This window comes from bacterium, assembly GCA_016708315.1.
GTDB lineage: Bacteria > Zixibacteria > MSB-5A5 > CAIYYT01 > CAIYYT01 > JADJGC01.
This window is the reverse complement of record JADJGC010000009.1, coordinates 76657-98465: the sequence shown is the minus strand read 5'-3', so window position 1 is coordinate 98465 and position 21809 is coordinate 76657. Positions and strand designations below refer to the sequence as shown.

The 21809-nt window shown below is 51.4% G+C and carries 21 protein-coding genes and 2 tRNA genes; 20 read left to right on the top strand and 3 right to left on the bottom strand.

Annotated elements, in window-relative coordinates; translation table 11 throughout:
* The first annotated feature begins 171 nt into the window (after positions 1-171).
* On the top strand, positions 172-1584 hold the full coding sequence (glnA, locus tag IPH59_09460) for a type I glutamate--ammonia ligase (GenBank protein MBK7091931.1): 1413 nt from the start codon (positions 172-174) through the stop codon (positions 1582-1584).
* 189 nt (positions 1585-1773) lie between these two features.
* Positions 1774-2397: a CDP-alcohol phosphatidyltransferase family protein gene (locus IPH59_09455; protein MBK7091930.1), complete on the top strand. Its 624-nt coding sequence runs from the start codon at positions 1774-1776 to the stop codon at positions 2395-2397.
* 40 nt (positions 2398-2437) lie between these two features.
* On the opposite strand, the gene IPH59_09450 is transcribed toward IPH59_09455, so the two are convergent.
* Both IPH59_09450 and IPH59_09445 read right to left on the bottom strand, forming a co-directional pair.
* Positions 2438-3508 (bottom strand): radical SAM protein, encoded by a 1071-nt coding sequence (locus tag IPH59_09450; protein MBK7091929.1) that lies wholly within the window; start codon positions 3506-3508, stop codon positions 2438-2440.
* Between the two features lie 150 nt (positions 3509-3658).
* Complete coding sequence (locus IPH59_09445; protein MBK7091928.1) at positions 3659-5005, bottom strand: radical SAM protein; 1347 nt, start codon at positions 5003-5005, stop codon at positions 3659-3661.
* A 327-nt stretch (positions 5006-5332) separates the two neighbouring features.
* Here IPH59_09445 and IPH59_09440 point away from each other — a divergent pair, with 327 nt between their 5' ends.
* From IPH59_09440 to IPH59_09425, 4 genes are all read left to right on the top strand, one after another.
* Positions 5333-6241, top strand: a complete 909-nt coding sequence (locus IPH59_09440; GenBank protein MBK7091927.1) for a bifunctional hydroxymethylpyrimidine kinase/phosphomethylpyrimidine kinase — start codon at positions 5333-5335, stop codon at positions 6239-6241.
* Positions 6242-6467: 226 nt separating this feature from the next.
* Positions 6468-7028 carry a cation transporter gene (locus IPH59_09435; GenBank protein MBK7091926.1) on the top strand — a complete coding sequence of 187 codons (561 nt, stop codon included), beginning with the start codon at positions 6468-6470 and terminating at the stop codon, positions 7026-7028.
* 79 nt (positions 7029-7107) lie between these two features.
* A tRNA-Lys gene (locus IPH59_09430) sits at positions 7108-7179 on the top strand.
* Positions 7180-7202: 23 nt separating this feature from the next.
* Positions 7203-7275: transfer RNA gene (locus tag IPH59_09425), tRNA-Lys, on the top strand.
* Between the two features lie 270 nt (positions 7276-7545).
* Here the strand turns inward: IPH59_09425 and IPH59_09420 are convergent.
* Positions 7546-8235: a VIT family protein gene (locus IPH59_09420; protein MBK7091925.1), complete on the bottom strand. Its 690-nt coding sequence runs from the start codon at positions 8233-8235 to the stop codon at positions 7546-7548.
* 178 nt (positions 8236-8413) lie between these two features.
* Between IPH59_09420 and IPH59_09415 the strand changes: the two genes are divergently transcribed.
* The 14 genes from IPH59_09415 to IPH59_09350 all read left to right on the top strand — a co-directional run bounded on the left by IPH59_09415 (position 8414) and on the right by IPH59_09350 (position 21799).
* Positions 8414-9064, top strand: a complete 651-nt coding sequence (locus tag IPH59_09415; GenBank protein ID MBK7091924.1) for a DedA family protein — start codon at positions 8414-8416, stop codon at positions 9062-9064.
* Between the two features lie 65 nt (positions 9065-9129).
* A complete protein-coding gene (locus IPH59_09410; GenBank protein ID MBK7091923.1) occupies positions 9130-9594 on the top strand; it encodes a hypothetical protein in 465 nt (154 codons plus the stop codon).
* On the top strand, positions 9581-10369 hold the full coding sequence (locus tag IPH59_09405; protein MBK7091922.1) for an ABC transporter permease: 789 nt from the start codon (positions 9581-9583) through the stop codon (positions 10367-10369). Before IPH59_09410 ends, IPH59_09405 begins: the two co-directional genes overlap by 14 nt.
* A gap of 7 nt (positions 10370-10376) precedes the next feature.
* The gene (locus IPH59_09400; protein MBK7091921.1) at positions 10377-11111 is read left to right on the top strand and encodes an ABC transporter ATP-binding protein; all 735 of its coding nucleotides are present in this window, start codon (positions 10377-10379) and stop codon (positions 11109-11111) included.
* On the top strand, positions 11111-12052 hold the full coding sequence (locus IPH59_09395) for an MCE family protein (protein ID MBK7091920.1): 942 nt from the start codon (positions 11111-11113) through the stop codon (positions 12050-12052). Before IPH59_09400 ends, IPH59_09395 begins: the two co-directional genes overlap by 1 nt.
* 214 nt (positions 12053-12266) lie before the next feature.
* A complete protein-coding gene (locus IPH59_09390) occupies positions 12267-13304 on the top strand; it encodes a hypothetical protein (GenBank protein ID MBK7091919.1) in 1038 nt (345 codons plus the stop codon).
* Between the two features lie 161 nt (positions 13305-13465).
* Entirely contained in the window at positions 13466-14695 is a 1230-nt protein-coding gene (locus IPH59_09385) for a hypothetical protein (GenBank protein ID MBK7091918.1), read from the top strand.
* A 232-nt stretch (positions 14696-14927) separates the two neighbouring features.
* Positions 14928-16871 carry a HAMP domain-containing protein gene (locus tag IPH59_09380; protein MBK7091917.1) on the top strand — a complete coding sequence of 648 codons (1944 nt, stop codon included), beginning with the start codon at positions 14928-14930 and terminating at the stop codon, positions 16869-16871.
* 19 nt (positions 16872-16890) lie between these two features.
* On the top strand, positions 16891-17379 hold the full coding sequence (locus IPH59_09375; GenBank protein MBK7091916.1) for a chemotaxis protein CheW: 489 nt from the start codon (positions 16891-16893) through the stop codon (positions 17377-17379).
* A gap of 211 nt (positions 17380-17590) precedes the next feature.
* Complete coding sequence (locus tag IPH59_09370; GenBank protein ID MBK7091915.1) at positions 17591-18709, top strand: HAMP domain-containing protein; 1119 nt, start codon at positions 17591-17593, stop codon at positions 18707-18709.
* Positions 18710-18743: 34 nt separating this feature from the next.
* The gene (locus IPH59_09365) at positions 18744-19142 is read left to right on the top strand and encodes a hypothetical protein (GenBank protein ID MBK7091914.1); all 399 of its coding nucleotides are present in this window, start codon (positions 18744-18746) and stop codon (positions 19140-19142) included.
* A gap of 724 nt (positions 19143-19866) precedes the next feature.
* The gene (locus IPH59_09360) at positions 19867-20064 is read left to right on the top strand and encodes an MCP four helix bundle domain-containing protein (GenBank protein MBK7091913.1); all 198 of its coding nucleotides are present in this window, start codon (positions 19867-19869) and stop codon (positions 20062-20064) included.
* The gene (locus IPH59_09355; GenBank protein MBK7091912.1) at positions 20061-20300 is read left to right on the top strand and encodes a hypothetical protein; all 240 of its coding nucleotides are present in this window, start codon (positions 20061-20063) and stop codon (positions 20298-20300) included. The genes IPH59_09360 and IPH59_09355 overlap by 4 nt, the downstream gene beginning before the upstream one ends.
* Before the next feature lie 215 nt (positions 20301-20515).
* Positions 20516-21799 carry a HAMP domain-containing protein gene (locus IPH59_09350; protein MBK7091911.1) on the top strand — a complete coding sequence of 428 codons (1284 nt, stop codon included), beginning with the start codon at positions 20516-20518 and terminating at the stop codon, positions 21797-21799.
* The last annotated feature ends 10 nt before the right edge of the window (positions 21800-21809 follow it).

Genomic DNA, 21809 nt, shown 5'->3' with positions numbered 1-21809 from the left:
CCATTAGTCAACAAGTTTGGTTGTTCCCGGCAAAGTCGTGGCTCTTGTACCGCTTAACTTGTCGCTTGCATCGCATACCTAAGTTATCTGATTTCGCTTGCCAAATTTGGTCGCAACACATAACTTATGTGAAAATTGTCACAAGCGGCAGTCCATTCAGGAGATATCTAAATGAAGCTTGAAGAAATCAAGAAATTCGTCAAAGAAAACAAAGCCGAATTCATCGACGTGAAATTTGTCGACTTGCCGGGTAGTTGGCATCACATCACATTGCCGGTTGAGTCTCTCGATAAAGAACTTTTCGAAAACGGCATCGGCATCGATGGCTCATCCCTGCGTGGATTCACTCGAATCGAGCGGGGAGATATGATCCTCCTCCCCGATAACGACACAGCATTTATCGACCCGTTCTTCGATCAGCCGACAGTTTCTTTCATCGGCAATATTATGGAATCCAATCGCACAGTGACTCCATACTCGCGCTGTCCCCGTCGCGTCGCCGCAGCCGCTGAACGTTACATCACCAAGATTGTCAAAGGCGCACAGGCCATCATCGGACCTGAGTTTGAATACTACGTTTTCGACAAGGCTGACTACAAGCAGGAACCCGGTATGGCCTACTATCTGGTAAAATCAGCCGAGGCTGACACTATTGATGACGAAGCCGCCGACAATCTTGGTTACAAAATCGGCTGGAAGAAGGGCTATCATGCCGCTCCGCCGCTTGACCGTACTTTCAATCTCCGTTCTGAAATCTCGACTCTTCTGAAAAACGTCGGCGTCGGTCTCAAGTACCATCACCACGAAGTCGGCGGTCGCGGCCAGCACGAAATCGAAACTGCTTTCCAACCGCTTCTCAAGATGGCCGACCAGTCGATGCTGGTAAAATACATGGTCAAGAACCATTGCTTCCGCAGCAATAAATCCGCCACCTTTATGCCCAAGCCGCTCTTCAATGAGCCCGGCTCCGGTATGCACGTACATCAGTACCTTGCGATGAACGGAACATCCATCTTCTTCGATAAGACCGGCCGGAACGTCCTTTCCAAAGAAGGACTCTATTACATCGGTGGCGTGCTCAAGCATGTCGATTCGCTGCTTGCATTCACCAATCCGTCCACCAATTCCTTCAAACGGCTCGTGCCGGGATTTGAAGCACCTACCGCCGGCACCTATTCACTGGGCAATCGCACCGCTTGCATCCGCATCCCCGGTTACCAGCGCAATCCCAAGACTATGCGCTTCGAGTTCCGTCCTCCTGATGCAACCATGAATCCTTATCTCGGCTATGCCGCGATGGTGATGGCTGGACTCGATGGAATCAAGAACAAGATCGATCCGGGCTTGCCGCTCGATAAGAACCTTGACGATTTGTCTAAGATCGAATTGGACAAAATCCACCAGTTGCCGACATCGCTTGATCGTGCGACCAAAGCACTCGCGGCGGACCATATCTACCTGCTCGAAGGCGGAGTCTTCTCGGAGGACCTTATCGAAAATTGGCTCAAAGTCCGCAACGAAGACTTTGGCAATATCGGTCGCCAGCCCACCGCAGGCGAATTCGAGCTGTACTACGACTGCTAAAACAGACCCTGCATTACACGGGCGCGTTCCGCGCGCCCGTCGCTTGCGCCCCTTTGTCGCCCTACATTTCCCTTGACGCTAAATTTCCACAAGGCTATTATTACGGGACTTAACGCTGCAGAGACAATTCTCGAGTCTCTGCGCTTTTACTTTTGGACAACACTTCAATTGGGTGAGGCTCACAGGAGCATGATTGATAAAACCGTGACGCAACAAATGCAGCAAAAACGCCGTGTATCCTACGAAAGCGCTTCAATTCCTTTCGGCAAAGTCTGCCTCAAGCTCGGCTTAACTCCGAATATCCTCACTGGCATCGCCTTCCTGGTGTCAATTGGATCCGCAGTGCTCTTCTGGAAGGGCTATCTCCTCTGGGGCGCCATCGTTATGATTGCCGCCATGTTGGCGGATATGCTGGATGGTGCAACTGCCCGCGCCGGCAACTGCGGCACGAAGTTCGGCGGCATCCTTGATCACGTGTCCGATCGCTACGCCGAAGCCGCCATCCTCATGGGTATTGCCGCCTCGAAAGTTGTAAACCCGCTTTGGGCAATGTTTGCACTTTTTGGGATGATTGCCGCGAGTTATACTCGCGAGACCGCAGAATCACAGGGCAAGATCGAAAACGTTGCAGTCGGAGCAGTCGGACGTCTTGAGAAGTTTCTGATCATTATCGTAGGAACAATCATCGAACATTTCGCCCCCGGATACAATGCTCTTACGTACTCACTCATCATCGTTGGCGCCGTCTCATATCTTACCAGTATTCAGCGTCTCATATACGCCAAGAAAATCCTCGACAAGCGCGAGAAATAGCCCCCTACACACTTCATGAAGATCCGATAATTCTTGGAGATCAGCCTATCGAATCTACCTTCGGTTGATTCCTGGTAGAGCGACTGTATTCGTAAAGGCAATTCGGTATAGAAGCACAGACATCAAGATTGTTGGCGTAGGCAATTCCCCGGCAACCACCGTGACATTCGCTGATATGATCACAATCACTGCACTTGCCATGAATCTTGCCGCAATCAAAGTCTGAGACTTCAGTCATTTTCGGGTCATTCCAAATCTCCGCCAGTGATCGGTTATGGATGTTTCCGACTTCGAATCGCGGTGAAATGAGCGACGTACACGGATAGACCGCGCCTGTCGACGCTATGTACATCGTCTGTACTCCTGCCAAGCATTCATGAAACTGGTAGTCCGGTGGCAAGGGTCCGAATGCCGGATCGAACATGACCATCGGCTTTTCCAGTACAGCGGCATCTGCAATGAAATCGTGGAGCGGGCCGAGTTGGTCGCCAAACTCAAATCGCTCGCGAATCGAATCACGGTGACCGCGCCCAGCCGGTACAAATCCACAGAATCTGACGCCGTCAGCGCCTTGTTCCGTGGCGAGTTTAAGAAAATCACGGGCGTCAGCCAAAGTTTCTTTGCCCAGCAACATCGCCAGATGCAGTTGCAGTCCGGCTTTCTTCACTGCGCTCATCGCACTAAGTATCGTCGCGAAATCTTCCTGCCTTGCATTGCGCATCCGCGAAAAATTCTCAGCATTCGATCCGTCAACGCTTATTTGAATTGCATAGACTCCCGAATCGCGCATGGTTTTTGCCAAATCGTCATTCAGAAGAAGCCCGTTTGTTGTAACGCCCGACCGCATCTTGCCTTTCTTGAATGCATAGTCCATAAGTTCGACAAGATCATCTCGCAACAGCGGTTCGCCGCCCGTCCAGCCTATCGCTCGTGCCGGGCCGAGCTCGTTCAATTCGTCAATGACTCTGCGAAGTTCACCGGTGCTCAGCTCATTTGCCGGTCGCCTTCCCGCCGCGGTAAAACAATGCGAACATGTCAGATTGCAAGCCCGCGTGATTTCTATCCCGACAATCTCCGGACGACGCTGCGATAGGTTCTTTGCGTGTGTCATTTTCCCTTCGTAACTGAAAGGACCGGCGCCGTTCAGCGCCGGTCCAATTTGGTCAGAAGCGTTAATCCTGCAGCGGCGGCAGAATCAGAAACAGCTTCTTGTAGCATGGGCACGGCTTCTGAATGGCAGTGCTTGGTGATTCGATGAACTTCATCCTCTTACCTCCTCGTGAGTGTTACACTTGTACCTTAATGTTAGCATCTCTCCGAGATTGTACTTCCACGGAGAGCAAAATCCTCGTTCGTCATTGCTTTCGCTCGTCGCAGCCTTCGGACAGCCGCCCAGACACAACGGCAGAATCGCGCATTCACGGCACTCCAATTTGCTGAAAGGATCGAACAGGCGATAACGATCCAAATTCCGTTGCTGCCGTTGGTTTCGCACGCCGCCAAACACATCGCCGATCGCATCATCCGGTTCTATTGACAACTCCTCCCAGCATTTGAATAACAGCCCGTTGGGAGCTACGACAAACGAGTGATCGTTTCCGGCGCCGCAGTAACCACCCGGAGCGACCTGCGGATACTCGATCCGATATACACCGCGTCGAACCAACTCCTCATAGAGCTTCACTTGGAGGTGCGCAAATGCTTCAGTGCTCAGACAGCGACCACTGACGTCAGCGCAAACTCCCTGAGATGGGTTGACCGGTGCAAAATAGATATTCACGTGCTGTAGAAGTCCTCGTTGCTGAAGGATATCTACAACCTCCAGCGGCGCAGAGCTATTTTCACTATCTACATTGATTCGAACAATGATCCGAATGATTCGGCACGACTCTTCAATATTGGCCAGTATCCGCTCAAATGTGCCGCGCCCTCCCGACATCATCCGCCGACGATCATGTACTTCCTTCGGACCGTCCAACGTGATCTGCGCCTCATTGATGCCGCAATCCTGCAAACGTCTCGCCAATGTACCATTGAGCAGATAACCGTTTGTGATCATTGTCGAGGTCAGCTCTTTGACTCCAAACTGCTGCGACATTTCGGCCAGACGCCCCTGCAACTTCTCAACTGTCGGCATGCAGAGCGTAGGTTCACCGCCGAACCATGTAATCATAAACCGCTCGCTGCTGGGAAGCCGCTCCTTGCTGAACGCGATCAACGCTTCCACGACCCGGTCATCCATCACAAGACCATTGGATCTCTGGAAACAATAATCACAGCGGAAATTACATGCTAATGTTGGAGCTATTGTCAGGAAAAAAGTCGACTTCGATTGCCGCTGCTGCCGGTCACGAGATTGCAGTTCCGCAACTTCATCGTGTTCTGCAGGGCATAAGAACCGCGCATACTTCATTTGTTCGACTAGTTCGACTTCAGTACTATTTTCAGCTCGATGAGGCGATTTTAGTAACCGTAGGAAGCGGGGAATAGTCTCTTCATCGATCTCTGCTAACGCAGCGGTGGCTCCATTGAACGCCAACTTGCGCCCGGACGCCAGATCAACGAGAAGATTATAACGGGAAGGCTTCAACTGACCATCGCTGGGCATTTGATCTATCCTCGGTCGTCTCTTAGAAGTTTGTAATAAACACCCGAAGTTACTCAAAACGAGTGTAGATAGAAATGTCCGCATTGTCAAGGGAAAAGTGATAATGATGGGTTTGTTTCTCTAAGTTCAATGTTAACAGCAAACTATGACGCTGCTCGATCTCAGGCAGCAGTGAAATTTCCTTGACGGTTCACGGCCAAACGCCTATTCTAACCGCGCCGCATGGCAAAAACGATCAGGGCGCTATGATTCTGTCGGTAGATTCTTGGCTAATTGGGCGCCGTTGTTGTTCAAGGGTAGATTTACTACGAAAGCGAAATTGAGAAGATGATCACCGGAATCGGAAATCCAGTTTTTGACCTGATTGAAACTCCATACCTCAAAACCGATGGTCGAGTTCTCTCCGGCTGTTCTACCAACGCCTGTCTCGCATTGACCAAACTCGGCAAGAAAACCGCCCTTATTGGCCGCATCGGCAAAGACTACGATAAGGTCTTCCGAAATGAAATGGATCGTTTCGGCATCGAATACGCCGTTGAAGAATCCGAGATTTCCGGCGGCTTCAAATTGATCTACTATGATAAGCACGGCAACCGCACGCTCGATGTCCTCGGCGATGCCGGACCAATTGACTTTTTCCCTGAGAAGTACGCCGATTCCGATTGGATTCTCTTTGGTCCCATTCTCCAGGAACTTGATCTCGAGTACGTCGAGATCGTCAAAGCCCGTTCACGCGCCAAGATCTTCGTCGATCCGCAGGGATTCTTGCGCAACATCGATAAAGAAGGCCGCATCACCCACGAAAAGACCAAGGAAATCGAGCGCATCGCCTCTCTCTCGACTGTATTCAAGCCGAACGAAATGGAATGCAAAGTCCTCACCGGAATCGATCCGCGCGTCGACTACGAAACCCCGGCAAAAATGCTGAAAGACTGGGGACCCGAGATCGTCATCATTACCCTTGCCGAAGAGGGCTCAGTCATCTATGACGGCAAGACCATGTACCGTATCCCGGCGTATGAGACGCTCGCCAAGGACTCCACCGGGGCAGGAGATACCTACGCTGCGGGAATGATCTACGCAATCGACAAAGGCTACGACTGGTACGAAGCTGGTTGCTTTGCCGGATGTGTTTCTTCCGTGATGATTGAAAACACCGGCCCCGATTTTCCGTTGACTGTCCAAGAGGCTGAGTTACGCAAGACCGCTCTCATGACGAAGCACCCGCGTCGCTAACCCTTCGATTCTTTTCTTGATCAGGGCGCTGCTGCTTTCGGCGTTACCTATGTCGAACTGCAACAGCTTGACTAATGGAGAAATCTAACTATCTTCTCTTGATGTCGCACCATCACGATCATTCTAACCATCATCATCACCCGCACGAGCACAACCATTCCGAGCATCGCATCAAAATCATCACGAAAGCCGGACCAAGTGGGTTGTCCTGCTTACTGCAATTACGATGCTGGTTGAAATCGGCTTTGGCTACTACACCAATTCGATGGCGCTGCTCGCTGATGGTTGGCACATGTCATCGCATGTCCTCGCAATCGGCCTGACCTGGTTCGCCTATTGGGTCGCCCGCCGCAATCACGACAACCCCCGCTTTGTCGCCGGCACCGCCAAGATCCTCGCCCTCTCTGGATATACTTCAGCTTTGCTGTTGCAGGTGATCGCCATCTGGATGGCCATCGAATCAGTCGCGCGCTTTCTTAATCCGCAGGAAATCATGTTTGGCGAGGCCATCGTCGTTGCAGTAGTGGGCCTGATAGTCAATGCCGTCAGCGCCGTGATGCTGCATCACAAGCGGGAGGATTCCGACCACAATATTCGCGCCGCGTACCTTCACGTCATCGCGGACGCATTGACCAGCTTGACTGCAATCGCCGCTTTGACCGCCGGCTGGCTCTGGAAAATCTACGCTCTTGATGCTGTCAGCGGCGTAATCTGTTCGATCATTATCACAAAATGGGCGTATGATCTCGCGAAGAATTCCGGCAAGGAACTGCTAGACTACAAATAGCAGGAATACGACCCCCTAAAAATCTTCCCAATCAGGTTGACATTGGCCTCAGGGTTTATATCTTTGGCAATCGTGCTATGGGGGTGTAGCTCAGTGGTAGAGCATGTGCCTTTTAAGCACAGGGCCGATGGTTCGATCCCATCCACCCTCATATTTAGACATAGTCGATTGAATGCACCATTAGCTCAGTTGGTAGAGCAGCTGACTCTTAATCAGCGGGCCCTAGGTTCGAGTCCTAGATGGTGCATTTTTTAGCGAGGTGAAATTCTGAACATCCCGGGCTCAACTAAACCTCTTCCGAAATCTCCCCGCAATCTTCAGAACAATAGAATCGGCGATTAAGCTTTCTTTGGCTGCTTATTCTGCTTTGCCTTTTCCTCTTGATCGTGTTTGCTCTTCTTTTGCTTTTGATCTTTGTCCTTGTCTTTCTTTCCGCCCTTGTCGCCCATTGTCTGTCTCCTCTCAATCGAGTTTGATACTATTTATCCTGACACGGTAAATGGTAATTTCTTTAAACTCAAAAGGCGACACCAAATAATGCACCTACACCGGCAGTCAACGCCATCGCCAGCGCACCCCAGAATGTCACCCGCACTATCGACACAAACAAGGGTGAACCGCCGGCGTGAGCCGCCAACCCGCCCAGCAGTGCAAGAAACCCCAGCGATGATATCGACACCACGGCCACAATGGCGGTCGTTGGTACGATGATCGCGGCTGCCAGTGGCAATGCTGCTCCAACCGTGAAAGTAGCCGCCGAAGCCATTGCTGCCTGAAATGGTCGGGCACTGAGAGTCTCGGAAATTCCCAGTTCATCCCTGGCATGTGCACCCAACGCGTCGTGAGCCATGAGTTGCTGTGCAACTTGTTTCGCAAGCTGCGCATCGAGCCCTCGTCCGACATAGATGGCGGCAAGCTCCTCCAACTCAAAATCGTTATCGTTCGCCAACTCCTTGCGTTCACGTTCAAGATCTGCCTGCTCAGTGTCTGATTGGGTGCTGACTGATACGTATTCTCCGGCAGCCATAGACATTGCTCCGGCGACCAGCCCTGCCAAACCGGCGATTAGGATGCTGCTTCGGCTCACGTCGGCAGCTGCCACACCGACCAGTAAGCTCGCTGTCGACACAATTCCATCATTAGCACCCATGACTGCTGCGCGGAGCCAACCCACGCGATGTGTGCGGTGTTGCTCTGGAAGATGCATAGTTACTCCGTATCTCGTTTCTAATGCTGATTACAGCAATTGGTCCAAATCTATCACAATTTGCGCCACTGTTGGAAAGATCAGACAGACAATCATTCTTGCCGCGATTTGAACATGTGGTCGTCTGTCCATATACATAACTCCTTGCCCTTCGACCGGCAACTCGTATATTCCCGCGATGGAAATTGTCACCTATCTCATTGATCTGTTCCTGCACCTCGATAAGCATCTCGCCGAGCTGATTAGTCAGTACGGCACGTGGACCTATGCCATCTTATTTCTCGTCATCTTTTGCGAAACGGGACTCGTCATCGCCCCATTTCTTCCCGGCGACTCGCTCCTGTTTGCAACCGGTGCTTTGGCGGCTACTGGCGCGCTTGATCCGAACATCGCCTTTGCATTGATGGCGCTGGCGTCTGTGCTTGGCGACAATACGAACTACACTATTGGTCGCTTCATCGGTCCGAAAGCGTTCTCTGGAAACAGCCATTTCCTCAAACGAGAATACCTCGACAAAACACAGCAATTCTATGACAAATATGGCGGCCGCACCATTATCGTCGGTCGCTTCCTGCCGATTATCCGCACTTTTGCGCCATTTGTCGCCGGTGTGGCAAAAATGGACCGACGAAAGTACGTCCCCTTTACGATCATCGGCGCAATCTTCTGGGTTGGACTCTTTGTATATGCCGGATACTTCTTCGGCAGCCTTCCCTTTGTCAAAAACAACTTCTCAATTGTCATCGTTGTGATAATTCTCATCTCGGCGGTACCGGCCGTATTCGAGATCATCAGGCAACGGCGCAACCGCAACAAACAGACTCGCTAACTCCTAATTCATTCTTCACAATAAAGTCTTGAAGTGTGCGACTATTTTCACGTACATTTGCAGATATGGCGCGTTGGGTGGTTCTTGTCATACTGATATCAGTTGCAGTTTCTTGTACTGTTCGCAAACCGACTTTGCGCGAACCTGTTGTGGCTGAATTCCAGCACAGCAATCGCCCCGAAGTTATGGAAACGCTTACGAAGATTCTCGATGCCGAACAAATTCCAATCTCTCGAACTGACTTGCAAAAGGGCACCATCGAAAGCGACAGCTTTGAGGTGCTTCCCGAGTATTGCGACTGCGGCATGAATTTCTTCGGAGCACAGTATCCGGGAACACGGCGCGGTAAAATGCGTATCCTCTTGAGTGGAAGCGCCGAAACGAAAATCAAGTTTGAGTTTGCTACATTGCTGAATATCACGGCAAATGGTCGAAAAGTGAAATGCACTTCCTTTGGACTGCTTGAGGACAAAATCATCACCGAGCTGGAAAAGCGCTTAGGTATTGCGAGGTCGAATGCGCAAGATTGAAGTGCGTTCCGGCGGGATTCTCGAAAAAGGCGCCATCCATACCTATCAGCTCTTCCGTCTGACAATCGACAGCGTGCGCTATATGTTCACGCGGCCAAGCTACTTCGATACGATTCTCGAACAGATGTACCAAATCGGTGTGCGCTCGCTGTCAATCGTCTTGCTCACTTGCTTCTTCACCGGCATGGTGCTGGCCCTGCAAACTGGCTATCAGATCGCCCGCTTTGGCGCCAAGGTCTACATCGGCGTTGTCGTCGCACTCTCGATGGTGCGTGAGCTCGGACCCGTGTTGACGGCACTGGTGGTTGCTGGTCGAGTTGGCGCCGGAATTGCCGCCGAACTCGGATCTATGCAAGTCACTGAGCAAATCGACGCCATGCGCGCCATGGCTACTAATCCCGTAAAGAAACTGGTCACCACGCGCTTGATTGCACTGTTGATAATGCTGCCAATCCTTACCGTCATCGGCGACATCGTCGGTATCATCGGCGGCATGTTGATCTCGATGTATTCTCTCGGACTCGATTTTAGTTTTTATAAATCGTCAACCATTCAGGCATTGGCACTGCAGGACATTTTCACCGGCCTGGCAAAACCGGTCGTCTTTGCCTTCATCATTGCATTGGTCGGTTGTCATCTCGGACTCACAACCAGCGGCGGTACTGAAGGCGTCGGCAAATCCACGACAATGTCGGTGGTGACTTCTTCGATTCTCATCTTTCTGTTTGACTTTCTCTTGGTAAAGATTTTCTTCCTGATGTTTGAGACTGGATAGGGTGCATTTGATACATCTCAAGGGTATTCATAAGAGCTTTGGCAGCGCGGAAGTATTGACTGGTGTCGATATGCAAATCGCAGAAGGACAAACCATGGTCATTCTCGGCAAGTCCGGCTCCGGCAAATCTGTCCTGTTGAAACTAATTCTTAGACTTATGTCCGCTGATGCCGGTACCATCATTATTGATGATCAAGACACTACGACCTTCACCGAAGAGCAAATGATTCCGGTTCGCAAAAAGATGGGTATGCTTTTTCAATCCGCAGCGCTTTTTGATTCAATCAATGTTCAGGAAAACGTCGCTTACATGCTGCGTGAACATACCGGCATGTCCAACAGCGAAGTCGAAGACCGTGTCGCTGAGGTCCTCTCATTCGTGCAGTTGAGCGGAGTGCAAAAGAAAATGCCGTCGGACCTCTCCGGTGGAATGAAGAAACGCGTCGCCTTGGCGCGGGCGCTGGCTTTCAAACCGCGCTATCTGCTCTATGACGAGCCGACTACAGGGCTCGATCCGCTCACTTCCAAGGCAATCAATGAGCTGATTCGGAACACGCAGGAAGCTCACGATGTTACATCCATCGTGGTAACACATGATCTGATATCTGCCTTCTACGTTGGCGACCGCTTCGCCTTGATCCGCGACGGCGTCGTTTCTTTCTCCGGCACACCTGATGAATTCAAAGCCTCGACGGATCCGTTCATCGTCGAATACTTAGCCTGCGGGCGGGAGTACAATTAATGTCAAGACAAGTACGCGTCGGGCTGATGGTGCTCCTCGGAATCGTTCTTCTCGTAATCGCTGTGTTTACGATCGGCGACCAGGAAGGCATCTGGAAAAGCAAATACGTTCTGCATGTAAAATACGATGACGTCTTCGGACTGCTTCCCGGTTCGCCTGTCCGACTTTCCGGACTTCGCGTCGGCACTGTCAAGGATATTGAATTTTCTGCAACGGAATCTGGCCGGTTGGAGGTACGTCTCGCGATCGACGAAGCAGTCAAATCGATCATCCGCAGTGACTCAAAAGCGTTCATCGGCACTATGGGATTGTTGGGCGATAAGACCATCGAAATCTCCGCTGGCACCGACACGGCGAAAATCCTCGAAGATGGCGATTACCTTCAAGCTGAGAAATCCTCCTCTATCGAAGGCATCATTGCTGAAGGCGGCGCGGCCGTCGAGAACATTCGCGAAGCTACCATGCACGCCAAACAGATTATCGAGAAGATCAACAACGGCACCGGCTCGCTCGGCCTCTTTGTCAATGATCCCAATGTGTACTTCGACCTCAACAAGTTGCTGATTCTCACCAACAACCTCACCCGGCAACTTGAATCGGGCGAAGGTTCATTCGCCAAGTTCATTACCGATTCAACTTTCTATACCGAAATGCGCAATCTCGCTCTCAATACAAATACACTCTTCGATTCACTCACTAACGGCAGCGGCACATTCGCTCAACTGATGAACGACCCAAAGCCGTTTGAAGATCTCCGCTCAATCATCTCAAGCTGGCGAACAATCACTGACAAGGTCCAAGCCGGCGAAGGCTCCGCCGGTCAATTGTTGACCAACGACACCCTCTATCAGAATCTCAGCCGCACGCTCGACCGAGCCGAAGCTCTCCTTGAAGACTTCCGGCTCAACCCCGGTCGATACATAAAACTCCGAATCTTCTAAGCGTTCATTCCATTTTGAAACCAAAATGAGCGGCTCCTTTCATTGTCGAGCTGCCGGGTCTATTGAATGCTGAAATTGTGAACATTATCACAATCTATTAATATTTTGTGCAGTGCTCCGTCGATAATAGCACGGTCAGTCAACATTCTATCCACTTGGACGTTAAGAGTTGATTGAGGATGGTCCCGTTGCTACAAGAAAGGGCACTGACATTATGATTAGGCAAATTTGCGCGTTCACAATTGCGATTGAGATTCTCATCGCCGGCGTCATCGCGGCGCAGCCCGCTGATAGCGTGGATGTTTCTCCGAGTCAAGGGCCGTTACTCAGTGGTTTCGTTGATGTACGCGGAGTATATTCCAACGGATCTGACAATTCTCACAGGTTCTCAGTTGGACAGGCCGAACTCGATCTGGAGCATATGCTATCTAACCGCGTCGGCATCCTACTGTGTGCCGCCTACAACAGCGACAATGGCGCAATCGAACTTGGCGCCGCTGAACTTCAGTTGACCTTGTACGAAAACGATCAACGGTACCTCAACAACATCAGTCTTGTTGCCGGTCAGTTCGATGTGCCGTTCGGTATCGGCTCGCGCTACTATGCATCGACCGATTGTGAAACCGTTACCTCGCCATGGTTCAGCCAAAGTGTTGGCAACTGGAGCGGGTGGAACGACTACGGCGTGCAAGTGCAAGCCACTTCGCGTTCCGCTAACGCCGTCCTCTTTGCAGTCAACGGTTACGAAGAATCTGCTGAAGTCGTCTACAAAGTTTACAACTGGACCGCCGGTGTTGAAGAAGACTCCATCGGCGTAGTCGTTACCGTTCCCGAAGCTGCTTTCGGCGGAAGATTGGGCATCAACCCTGCAGGTGGTGACATCGAATTGGGAATCTCCGGAAGTGTTGGCATCGATGACCGTGGCGGCGTCGGAATGACACTGCTTGGTAGCGATCTATCATACGACGGCACGCTTTTTGGCTGTCATGGCGAGTTCATCTACAACTCTCTCGATCGAGAAGGCCAACTACAGGTCTCACGCGGCTGCTACTTGCAGGCGCACTGCCATATCGCCACCTGGCGCGTAATCAGTCGATACGCTGCAGCCAACAAGAACGCCGAACCCTGGCAATCACAATACTCGGCTGGAATCGCCTTACCCGTTGCCGTCGGTACAGAACTGCGCTGTGAGTTGATCCGGACTGCCGAACGCAACGCTGTTGCTATGGTCCAAATTGTGGCGGGGTTTTAGCCGAAAATGCGAAGCAACTGTTTCATTCTGCAATCCCGCAATGCCGCACAGGCCAATGACGAGAGCATTTACTTCATCGGCGACCATTGTCGTCGAGAAACTCGATTATATGTCGATAATACTATGGAATCCAACTACTCAAAGGAGAGAGGCAGAAGCACATGAAGAAATTCTTCATCATGTTCCTGGCAACAATGCTCTTAGTAGCATCGCTCCCAGAAACCAGTTCGGCTCAGCAATTCGATAAACTGCTGAGTTCATTAACCAATCTCGAAAACACCTTGCGTGCGATACTCGCCGCGCAAGCTGCAGCTCCGCGCAACCAGGCAGTCATTGCCGACTCGGAAGGTGAGATAATCTCTACACCCGTCCCGGCCAATGACGAGCAAACCTGGATTCTGGCACAGCAACTCAGCGAAGTCGTTGGCGATCTCAAGACTTTCGTCGAAGAGTCCCGCGATGCCGAGAAAGCCCGCCCAAAAAATCCGGCCGCGACTAATCACGGTAAGATCGCGCTCTATGGCGCGGTTCACGGCGCTTACTATCAACGCGCTGGTACTTCGAAAGTCTCAAACTTCGAAATGCGCACCGTGCAATTCGGCGCTATCGGATCAATCAACGATTGGTCAAGCTACCAATTCATCGGCGAATTCGCCAAGTCTCCGTTTTTGCTTGATGCCAAGCTCACGATCAAGGCATCGAAGCACGTAAGTTTCGAAGCCGGTCAATACAAACCGCCGTTTTGCACCGATAACGTCCGTTCAACGACCGCCATGCCGTTCCCAGCTGCCTCAATGGCTAAGACCCTCGGCCCGGGCCGCGATATGGGTGCCGCAGTATCCTACGAGCACGTTCTTAAGGCTGCTACCGTAAAAGTCACCGGCGGTATTTTCAACGGCGCCAACATCAATTCCGCCGACCTCAATCGTGACAAGAACTTCATCTCGCGTGTCGAAGCCAAAGTCGGCAAGACGTTGACGTTCGCCGGCAACATGATCGCCGGCAAGACCAACGCCGTGGATTCGCTCAAACAGAATCTCGACACTTGGGGCGGTTCGGCAACCTGGTCGTGGCAGCGCTCGATCGTCGAAGGCGAATTCATCCGTTCGCAGGTCGGTAGCGTTGACAAGTCCGGCTGGTACCTTTGGGCAGGCCAGACTTTTGCCACCGGCAGCAAATTCGTTCCGGAAATTCAACTGCTTGCTCGTGTCGAACAACTCGACGGCAACCTCGATTTCGACGGAGACCGTCTTAATCGTTACACCCTCGGCACGAACCTGTTGATCGACGGCAAATATACCAAGCTCCAGATCAACTATATGGTGAATAACGAGGAATCAAATTCAATCGATAACAATGAGATGATTGTCAATTTACAGATAGCATTTTAGCGATAAACGCGACGCAATTCTGCGGCGGCTTTCGAGAATATCGGAAGCTGTCGCGCTTTGACCGTTCGCACAGGAGGAGAACAATGACTGATAAGCCCGCCCAAGCTTACTAACTGGGTAAAAGGGGTTTGAAGATCAGAACAGATCGCAATACGCTTTCGAACGGTTCACTACAGGCGATTGAGATTGATCAGGCGATTGAAAGAAGATTTTTCAAACACGGGAGTTGAGAATGAGTTGGAAAGATATCAAAATCGGGAAGAAACTGTACATCGGTTTCGGATTGGTGCTCGCACTAACACTGTTGGTTGGATGGGTCGGTTTTAGCGGCCTGTCAACTCTGGAAAAGGAATACACAAAAGCTGATGGAGCAATGGAAATCGAAATTTCGGTGAAAGACCTTGCTGTTGCCCGTCGCGATTTTACCATTGTGGCTGATCCCAAGACGGCAGAACGTTGCGTCGAACTGCTCGACAAAATCGATGGACAAATTGAAGCCCTGAAGGGCATAGTCGATACCGACGAAATGCCCAAAGTCGAAGCGATTGAAAATTTCAGCGACGAATATGCTGAGATATTCAAAGACTGGATCAAGGTGCGGTCCAGCGCTGCTGAGTTGGTTGCGAAAATTGACAAAGCTGAAGAGCAAGCCCGCGACATCATACGCTATGGCAACGCAACTCGCTTTCTCGCCAACCTGCAAGATGTCCGCGTGCCACTAAAAGACTATCTGCTTAAACACGACGAAGCACGCGTGAACACTGCTCTGGATCGACTGAATGATCTTATCCGCGAATCCAACGGCACCAGCGGGAATCTTGCTATGGCGCTAAACACAATGAAGAACGAACTTCAGGCTTACCAAAGCAATCGCAAAGATATCGTCGCCGCTAACGAAAAATTGGTCCCGCTGGCAGCGAAATTTGTCGAATCAACCGTCACCGCCGAAGAGCATTTTGACGCGGGCGCGCAATCTGCACAATCCGCGGCAACGACACTCGCTCTCATTATCGTGTTTGCCGCTCTCGCAATTGGAGCAGGCGTTGCTTTCGTAATCGCAAAAGCCATCTCGCGTCCGCTTGCCGAAATCACCCGCGTGGCAAACGATGTCGCAGTCGGCGACGTCCAGCATGATATTCACATCCAGCAGAAGGACGAAATTGGAGTATTGGCCAATTCATTCCGTGACTTGATCGACTACATGAAGAACCTTGCTGGCGCCGCGACTCAAATCGCCGCCAACAATCTCACCGTGCAAGTTGAACCAAAGTCCGACAAAGACGCTCTTGGCGTCGCTTTCAAGACCATGACCAACAATCTCTCGAACATGATCAAAGAACTCACCGACAACGCAACTCAGCTTGTTAGTGCGTCGACTGAGATCGCCTCATCTTCAGAGCAAATGGCTCGCGGTTCATCGGAACAAACCAGCCAAACAGCTCAGGTCTCCAGCGCCGTCGAAGAAATGACTGCGACCATAGTCGAGTCTTCCAAAAACGCCGGCGAAGCCTCAACCATGGCGCGCGAAGCCGCCAGTGCCGCAACCGAAGGCACCAAGGTCGTTTCGCAAACGATCGAAGGCATGAACAAGATCGCCAAGGTGGTGCAGGACTCAGCTAACACCATTCAGGCACTGGCAAAGTCATCCGATCAAATTGGCGAAATCATCGGCGTCATCGATGACATCGCCGACCAAACCAACCTGCTGGCATTGAATGCCGCCATCGAAGCCGCTCGTGCTGGTGAACAAGGCCGCGGCTTTGCCGTCGTCGCCGACGAAGTTCGCAAACTCGCCGAGCGTACGACCAAGGCAACCAAAGAGATTACCGACATGATCAAAGGCATCCAGGCCGATACCAAGGGCGCCGTCGTTTCGATGGAACAAGGTATTCACGAAGTCGATGGCGGTCGTCAGTTGGCCGACAGAGCCGGTGAGAGCCTCAACGCCATTCTGGGCTTCTCCCAGCGCGTGCAGGATATGATCCAGCAGATCGCTTCGGCCGCCGAACAGCAGTCAGCGGCTTCGGAACAGATTGCCCGCAATGTTGAGTCGATCGCGAATGTGACCAAGGAAAACGCCGCCGGTATCGAGCAGTCAGCTTCAGCCGCCGAGCAATTGAATCGTCAGGCCGAAGGTCTGCAGATCATGGTCGGCAAGTTCCAGGTCAGAAAGTAAGCGACGGAAGGAAGTTACTATGGAAGATAATGAAACCAAAGTCGCGCGGAGACAGTCGGACGAAATCCTGCAACTCGTGAGTTTCCAGATCGGAACTGAAGAGTTCGGTGTGGACATTCTCAAAGTGCAAGAAATCAACCGCATGGTGGATATCACCAAGGTCCCGCGTTCGCCGGAGTTTGTCGAGGGCATCATCAATTTGCGCGGAAAGGTGATCCCAATCATTGACCTGCGCAAAAGATTCAATATGGAACTGAGCGCCCACGACAAAAATACCCGCATTGTCGTCGTCGACATTGAAGGCCAAACGATGGGTATGGTCGTAGACTCCGTTTCCGAAGTCCTGCGCATTCCCGCCTCGACAATCGAACCGACGCCAGACGTTGTAACCTCGGTCGAATCCGAATACATCCGTGGCGTCGCTAAGCTCGACAATCGCCTGTTAATCCATCTGGACCTCTCCAGAATCTTATCCGGCGAAGAAAGGCACGTGCTTACTGAATTGTAAGAACAAACACTCGAGGGTAAACACGTGGTGCCGCTGGTCCGAAGTCCGGACCACTGCGCCGTAGGGTTTACTCATTAAATCGTGAAGATGAGGGCGTTGGCTGAAATTGCTATCGCCCTCTTTCTTTTGGACAATCTCCAGCCGCAAGGCAAGTATTGGGACATAAACACCGGGGTGCAGGCAACATTCTATAGCAAGGAGTTGAGTGACAATGAACATTCTGAAGAGGTTAAGTGTCAAGAGTAAGCTGGTTCTGCTACTTATGGTATTCGTGACTGGCTTCACAGCCTTTGGTGTGACCTCTTTCATGCTAACAAGAGAAATGCAGGTAAACGGCCCGGTATACAGTGAGATCGTTGCAGGAAAGGATCTTATCGCCGACATTCTCCCTCCACCCGAGTATATCATCGAATCGTATCTGGTTGTTCACCAATTGGCGAAAGCCTCGGAAACGACTAAGATCAGGGATCTTGAGAATCGCCTTGAACAGCTCCAGACAGACTTTGATACTCGTCATGAGTTTTGGGTGGACCTGCTTCCGCAGGGGGAATTGAAAAGAAAGCTGGTCGAGACTTCGTATCGACCGGCGACAGATTTCTATGATTTAGTTGAGAAGGACCCTGCCGTACGGCGTGGCGATCTGCGCGAAGCCAACAGATTGGTCGACGGACAACTGACCACACTCTATGACGAACATCGCACTGCAATTGACAAAGTCGTGCAGTTGGCGAATCAACAAAACTCCAATACGGAGAAGCTGGCAGGTGAAAAGATTCTCTCGGGCACAATCATCTTACTCTCAATCACTCTTGCCACTCTACTGGCAGTTTCATTTCTGGGAATCTGGATTACACACCAGATCGTAAGACCTGTTCGCGCGCTCAACAAGGTCGCCGATGAAGTCGCAATGGGCGATGTCAACGTCAAGATCGATGTCGATTCAAACGACGAGATCGGAAAGTTGGCTGAATCGTTCCGTAATTTAGTCAACTACCTGAAAGGTCTTGCCGATGCTGCCACGCAGATTGCTGCCAACAATCTAACCGTGCAAGTCGAGCCGAAGTCTGACAAGGACGCTCTCGGCGTCGCTTTCAAAACCATGACCCACAATCTATCCAACATGATCAAGGAGCTCACCGACAACGCAACTCAGCTTGTCAGTGCATCAACCGAGATTGCCTCATCATCAGAGCAAATGGCCCGCGGCTCTTCAGAGCAAACCAACCAAACTGCGCAAGTCTCCAGTGCTGTCGAAGAAATGACCGCCTCGTCGCGTCATCGGTGGCGTCGACTACCGCCGCATCGAGGGGGCCGCCGGTGCGGCAATTGAAGGCACAAAGATCGTCTCGCAAACCATTGACGGTATGAACAAGATCGCCTCGGTCGTGCAAGACTCTGCCGCCACCATTCAGGCACTGGCAAAGTCATCCGACCAAATTGGCGAAATCATCAGCGTCATCGATGACATTGCTGACCAGACGAACTTGCTGGCGCTTAACGCCGCTATCGAAGCTGCCCGCGCCGGTGAACAAGGGCGTGGATTCGCTGTTGTTGCCGACGAGGTCCGCAAACTCGCCGAGCGTACGACCAAAGCAACCAAAGAGATCACGGATATGATCAAGGGTATTCAGTCGGACACGAAGGGCGCCGTCGTTTCGATGGAGCAAGGTATTCACGAAGTCGAAGGCGGCCGTCAATTGGCTGACAAGGCTGGCGAGAGCCTCAATGCCATCCTTGACTTCTCCAGCGTGTTCAGGATATGATCCAGCAGATTGCCTCCGCCGCAGAAGAGCAGTCATCCGCCTCAGAACAGATCGCCCGCAACGTTGAATCAATTGCAAACGTGACAAGGAAAACGCCGCCGGTATCGAGCAATCGGCTTCAGCCGCTGAACAGCTCAACCGCCAGGCCGAAGGTCTGCAATCAATGGTCGGCAAGTTCCAGGTCAGTAAATAAGCGACGGAAGGCAGACACCGTGGAAGAAAATGTTACCATAGTTGCGCGGAGACAATCGGGATCGAAAAGTAGAGTGACTCCGATCATCTTATCGACCTGCGAGAACGTTTCAATATGGAAATGTGCGCGCTTGAGAAACGTAAACGCGTGTTCGCCTTTGTCATCGACTGCCATTTCATGGCAACAATGATGCAAATCCAATGTCTATCAATGGAGCCAGAGCCGCGTCTAACAATGCGGCTCGTGCAAATCTGGCAGGCCAAGAGAACGCACAACTGTTCAAACAATACCCAATTGTTGCAGTTAGAATATGGCAAAAAAGTCGATAAACTTTAACAGTTGATGAGCTGATTGAGTGATTCTGAAGCAAAGGGATGTAAGAAGTCAGAGAAAGCAAAAAGGGCACCGTTACATTTCATCCTACCATTCCGATTCCGCCGACGATGACCTGACCGACTAAGAAGTAACAACAAACTGAATCAACTAACTTAAAACCAAAAAACATCTAGGAACACTAAAGGAGAGGGCATCATGAGTTGGAAAGACATCCAAATCGGCAAGAAACTCTACATCGGCTTTGGAATCGTCATTGTCTTGACGATCATTGTCGGTTACGTCGGCTTTAGCGGTCTTAACACCGTCGAACGTCGCGCAGGCAATGTCAACTTTGCTGAGCATTACAAAATTCAATGCAAGAAACGGCTTCGATCCGTCGCGACTTCACTATGACCGGCGAAGAAGAGTATGCCGAAAAACTCAAGGCGAAACTTGAAGAAATTTTCAAGGGCCTTGATGAACTCAAGTCAGGCCTGGCCACGCAGGAAGACCGTGACGAAGTTGACGAGGCCCGCAAATTGGCTGAACAGTATAACAAAACATTCTCGTCTTACTACACTCAATACCGCAAGGCAGAGGAATCTCCCAAGAGAGATAGAAACCGCAAACAAGGTCAGTCAGTTAATTGAATCATACCCTGCACTGTACCTCAGTTTCTTGAATGCCGGATTCAAATTCTTTATTTCCTTTGGAAAGGCGAAGACAAATACTACGACCGATTTGAAGATGAAATTCAGGACTTCAATCGCAAGGCCGGTTCCAATAGCAACATTTCTCAGCGTCTCGCGAATACGTTGGCGCCATATAAGGCACCCGTCAACGCACAACATGAAGCCGGAAATACTTGGCCGAAAGTCAGGCAATCAATCGCGAATTCCGGGCAAAACTCGATGACATCGCCACCGGCCAGTCCAAGAAAATGGCATCCGACATCGGCACCGCAACAACGATGTCAATGGTATTTGCATTCGCTGCTGTTTTGATTGCCGGGTTTGTAGCCTACTTCATCGCTCGCGGCTTGTCGCTGCCACTTAAACAAATTGCCAATATCGCCGGCGAAATCGCTATCGGTGACATTCAACACAACATCGATATCAGACAAAAAGACGAAGTCGGCGCGCTTGCCGATTCCTTCCGTGCCCTGATTGACTACATGAAGAATCTTGCCGGCGCCGCGACTCAGATCGCCGCAAACAACCTTACCGTGCAAGTCGAACCGAAATCCGAAAAGGACGCTCTCGGCGTCGCCTTCAAAACGATGACCAACAATCTCTCGAGCATGATCAAGGAACTCACCGACAACGCTACTCAACTTGTCAGTGCATCAACCGAGATTGCTTCATCTTCAGAGCAAATGGCTCGCGGCTCCTCGGAGCAGACCAGCCAGACTGCTCAAGTCTCCAGTGCCGTCGAAGAGATGACCGCGACAATCGTCGAGTCGTCGAAGAACGCCGGTGAAGCTTCCGGTATGGCGCGCGAAGCCGCCAGTGCCGCTACCGAAGGCACCAAGGTCGTCTCGCAAACCATCGAAGGCATGAACAAGATCGCCAAGGTAGTGCAAGACTCAGCCAATACCATTCAGGCATTGTCGAAGTCATCCGACCAGATTGGCGAAATCATCGGCGTAATCGATGACATCGCCGATCAGACCAACTTGCTGGCATTGAATGCGGCTATCGAAGCTGCTCGCGCCGGTGAACAGGGACGTGGCTTTGCCGTTGTCGCTGACGAAGTTCGCAAACTCGCTGAACGTACAACCAAAGCGACCAAAGAGATCACTGACATGATCAAGGGAATCCAGTCAGATACCAAGGGCGCCGTCGTTTCAATGGAGCAAGGTATTCACGAGGTCGATGGTGGTCGTCAATTGGCCGACAGAGCCGGCGAAAGCCTTAACGCGATTCTTGGTTTCTCCCAGCGCGTGCAGGATATGATCCAGCAAATCGCGTCAGCAGCCGAACAGCAGTCGGCAGCTTCCGAACAGATCGCCCGCAATGTCGAATCGATCGCAAATGTGACCAAGGAAAACGCCGCCGGTATCGAGCAGTCAGCGTCAGCCGCCGAGCAATTGAATCGCCAGGCCGAAGGTCTGCAATCCATGGTCAGCAAGTTCCAGGTCAGAAAGTAAGCGACGGGAG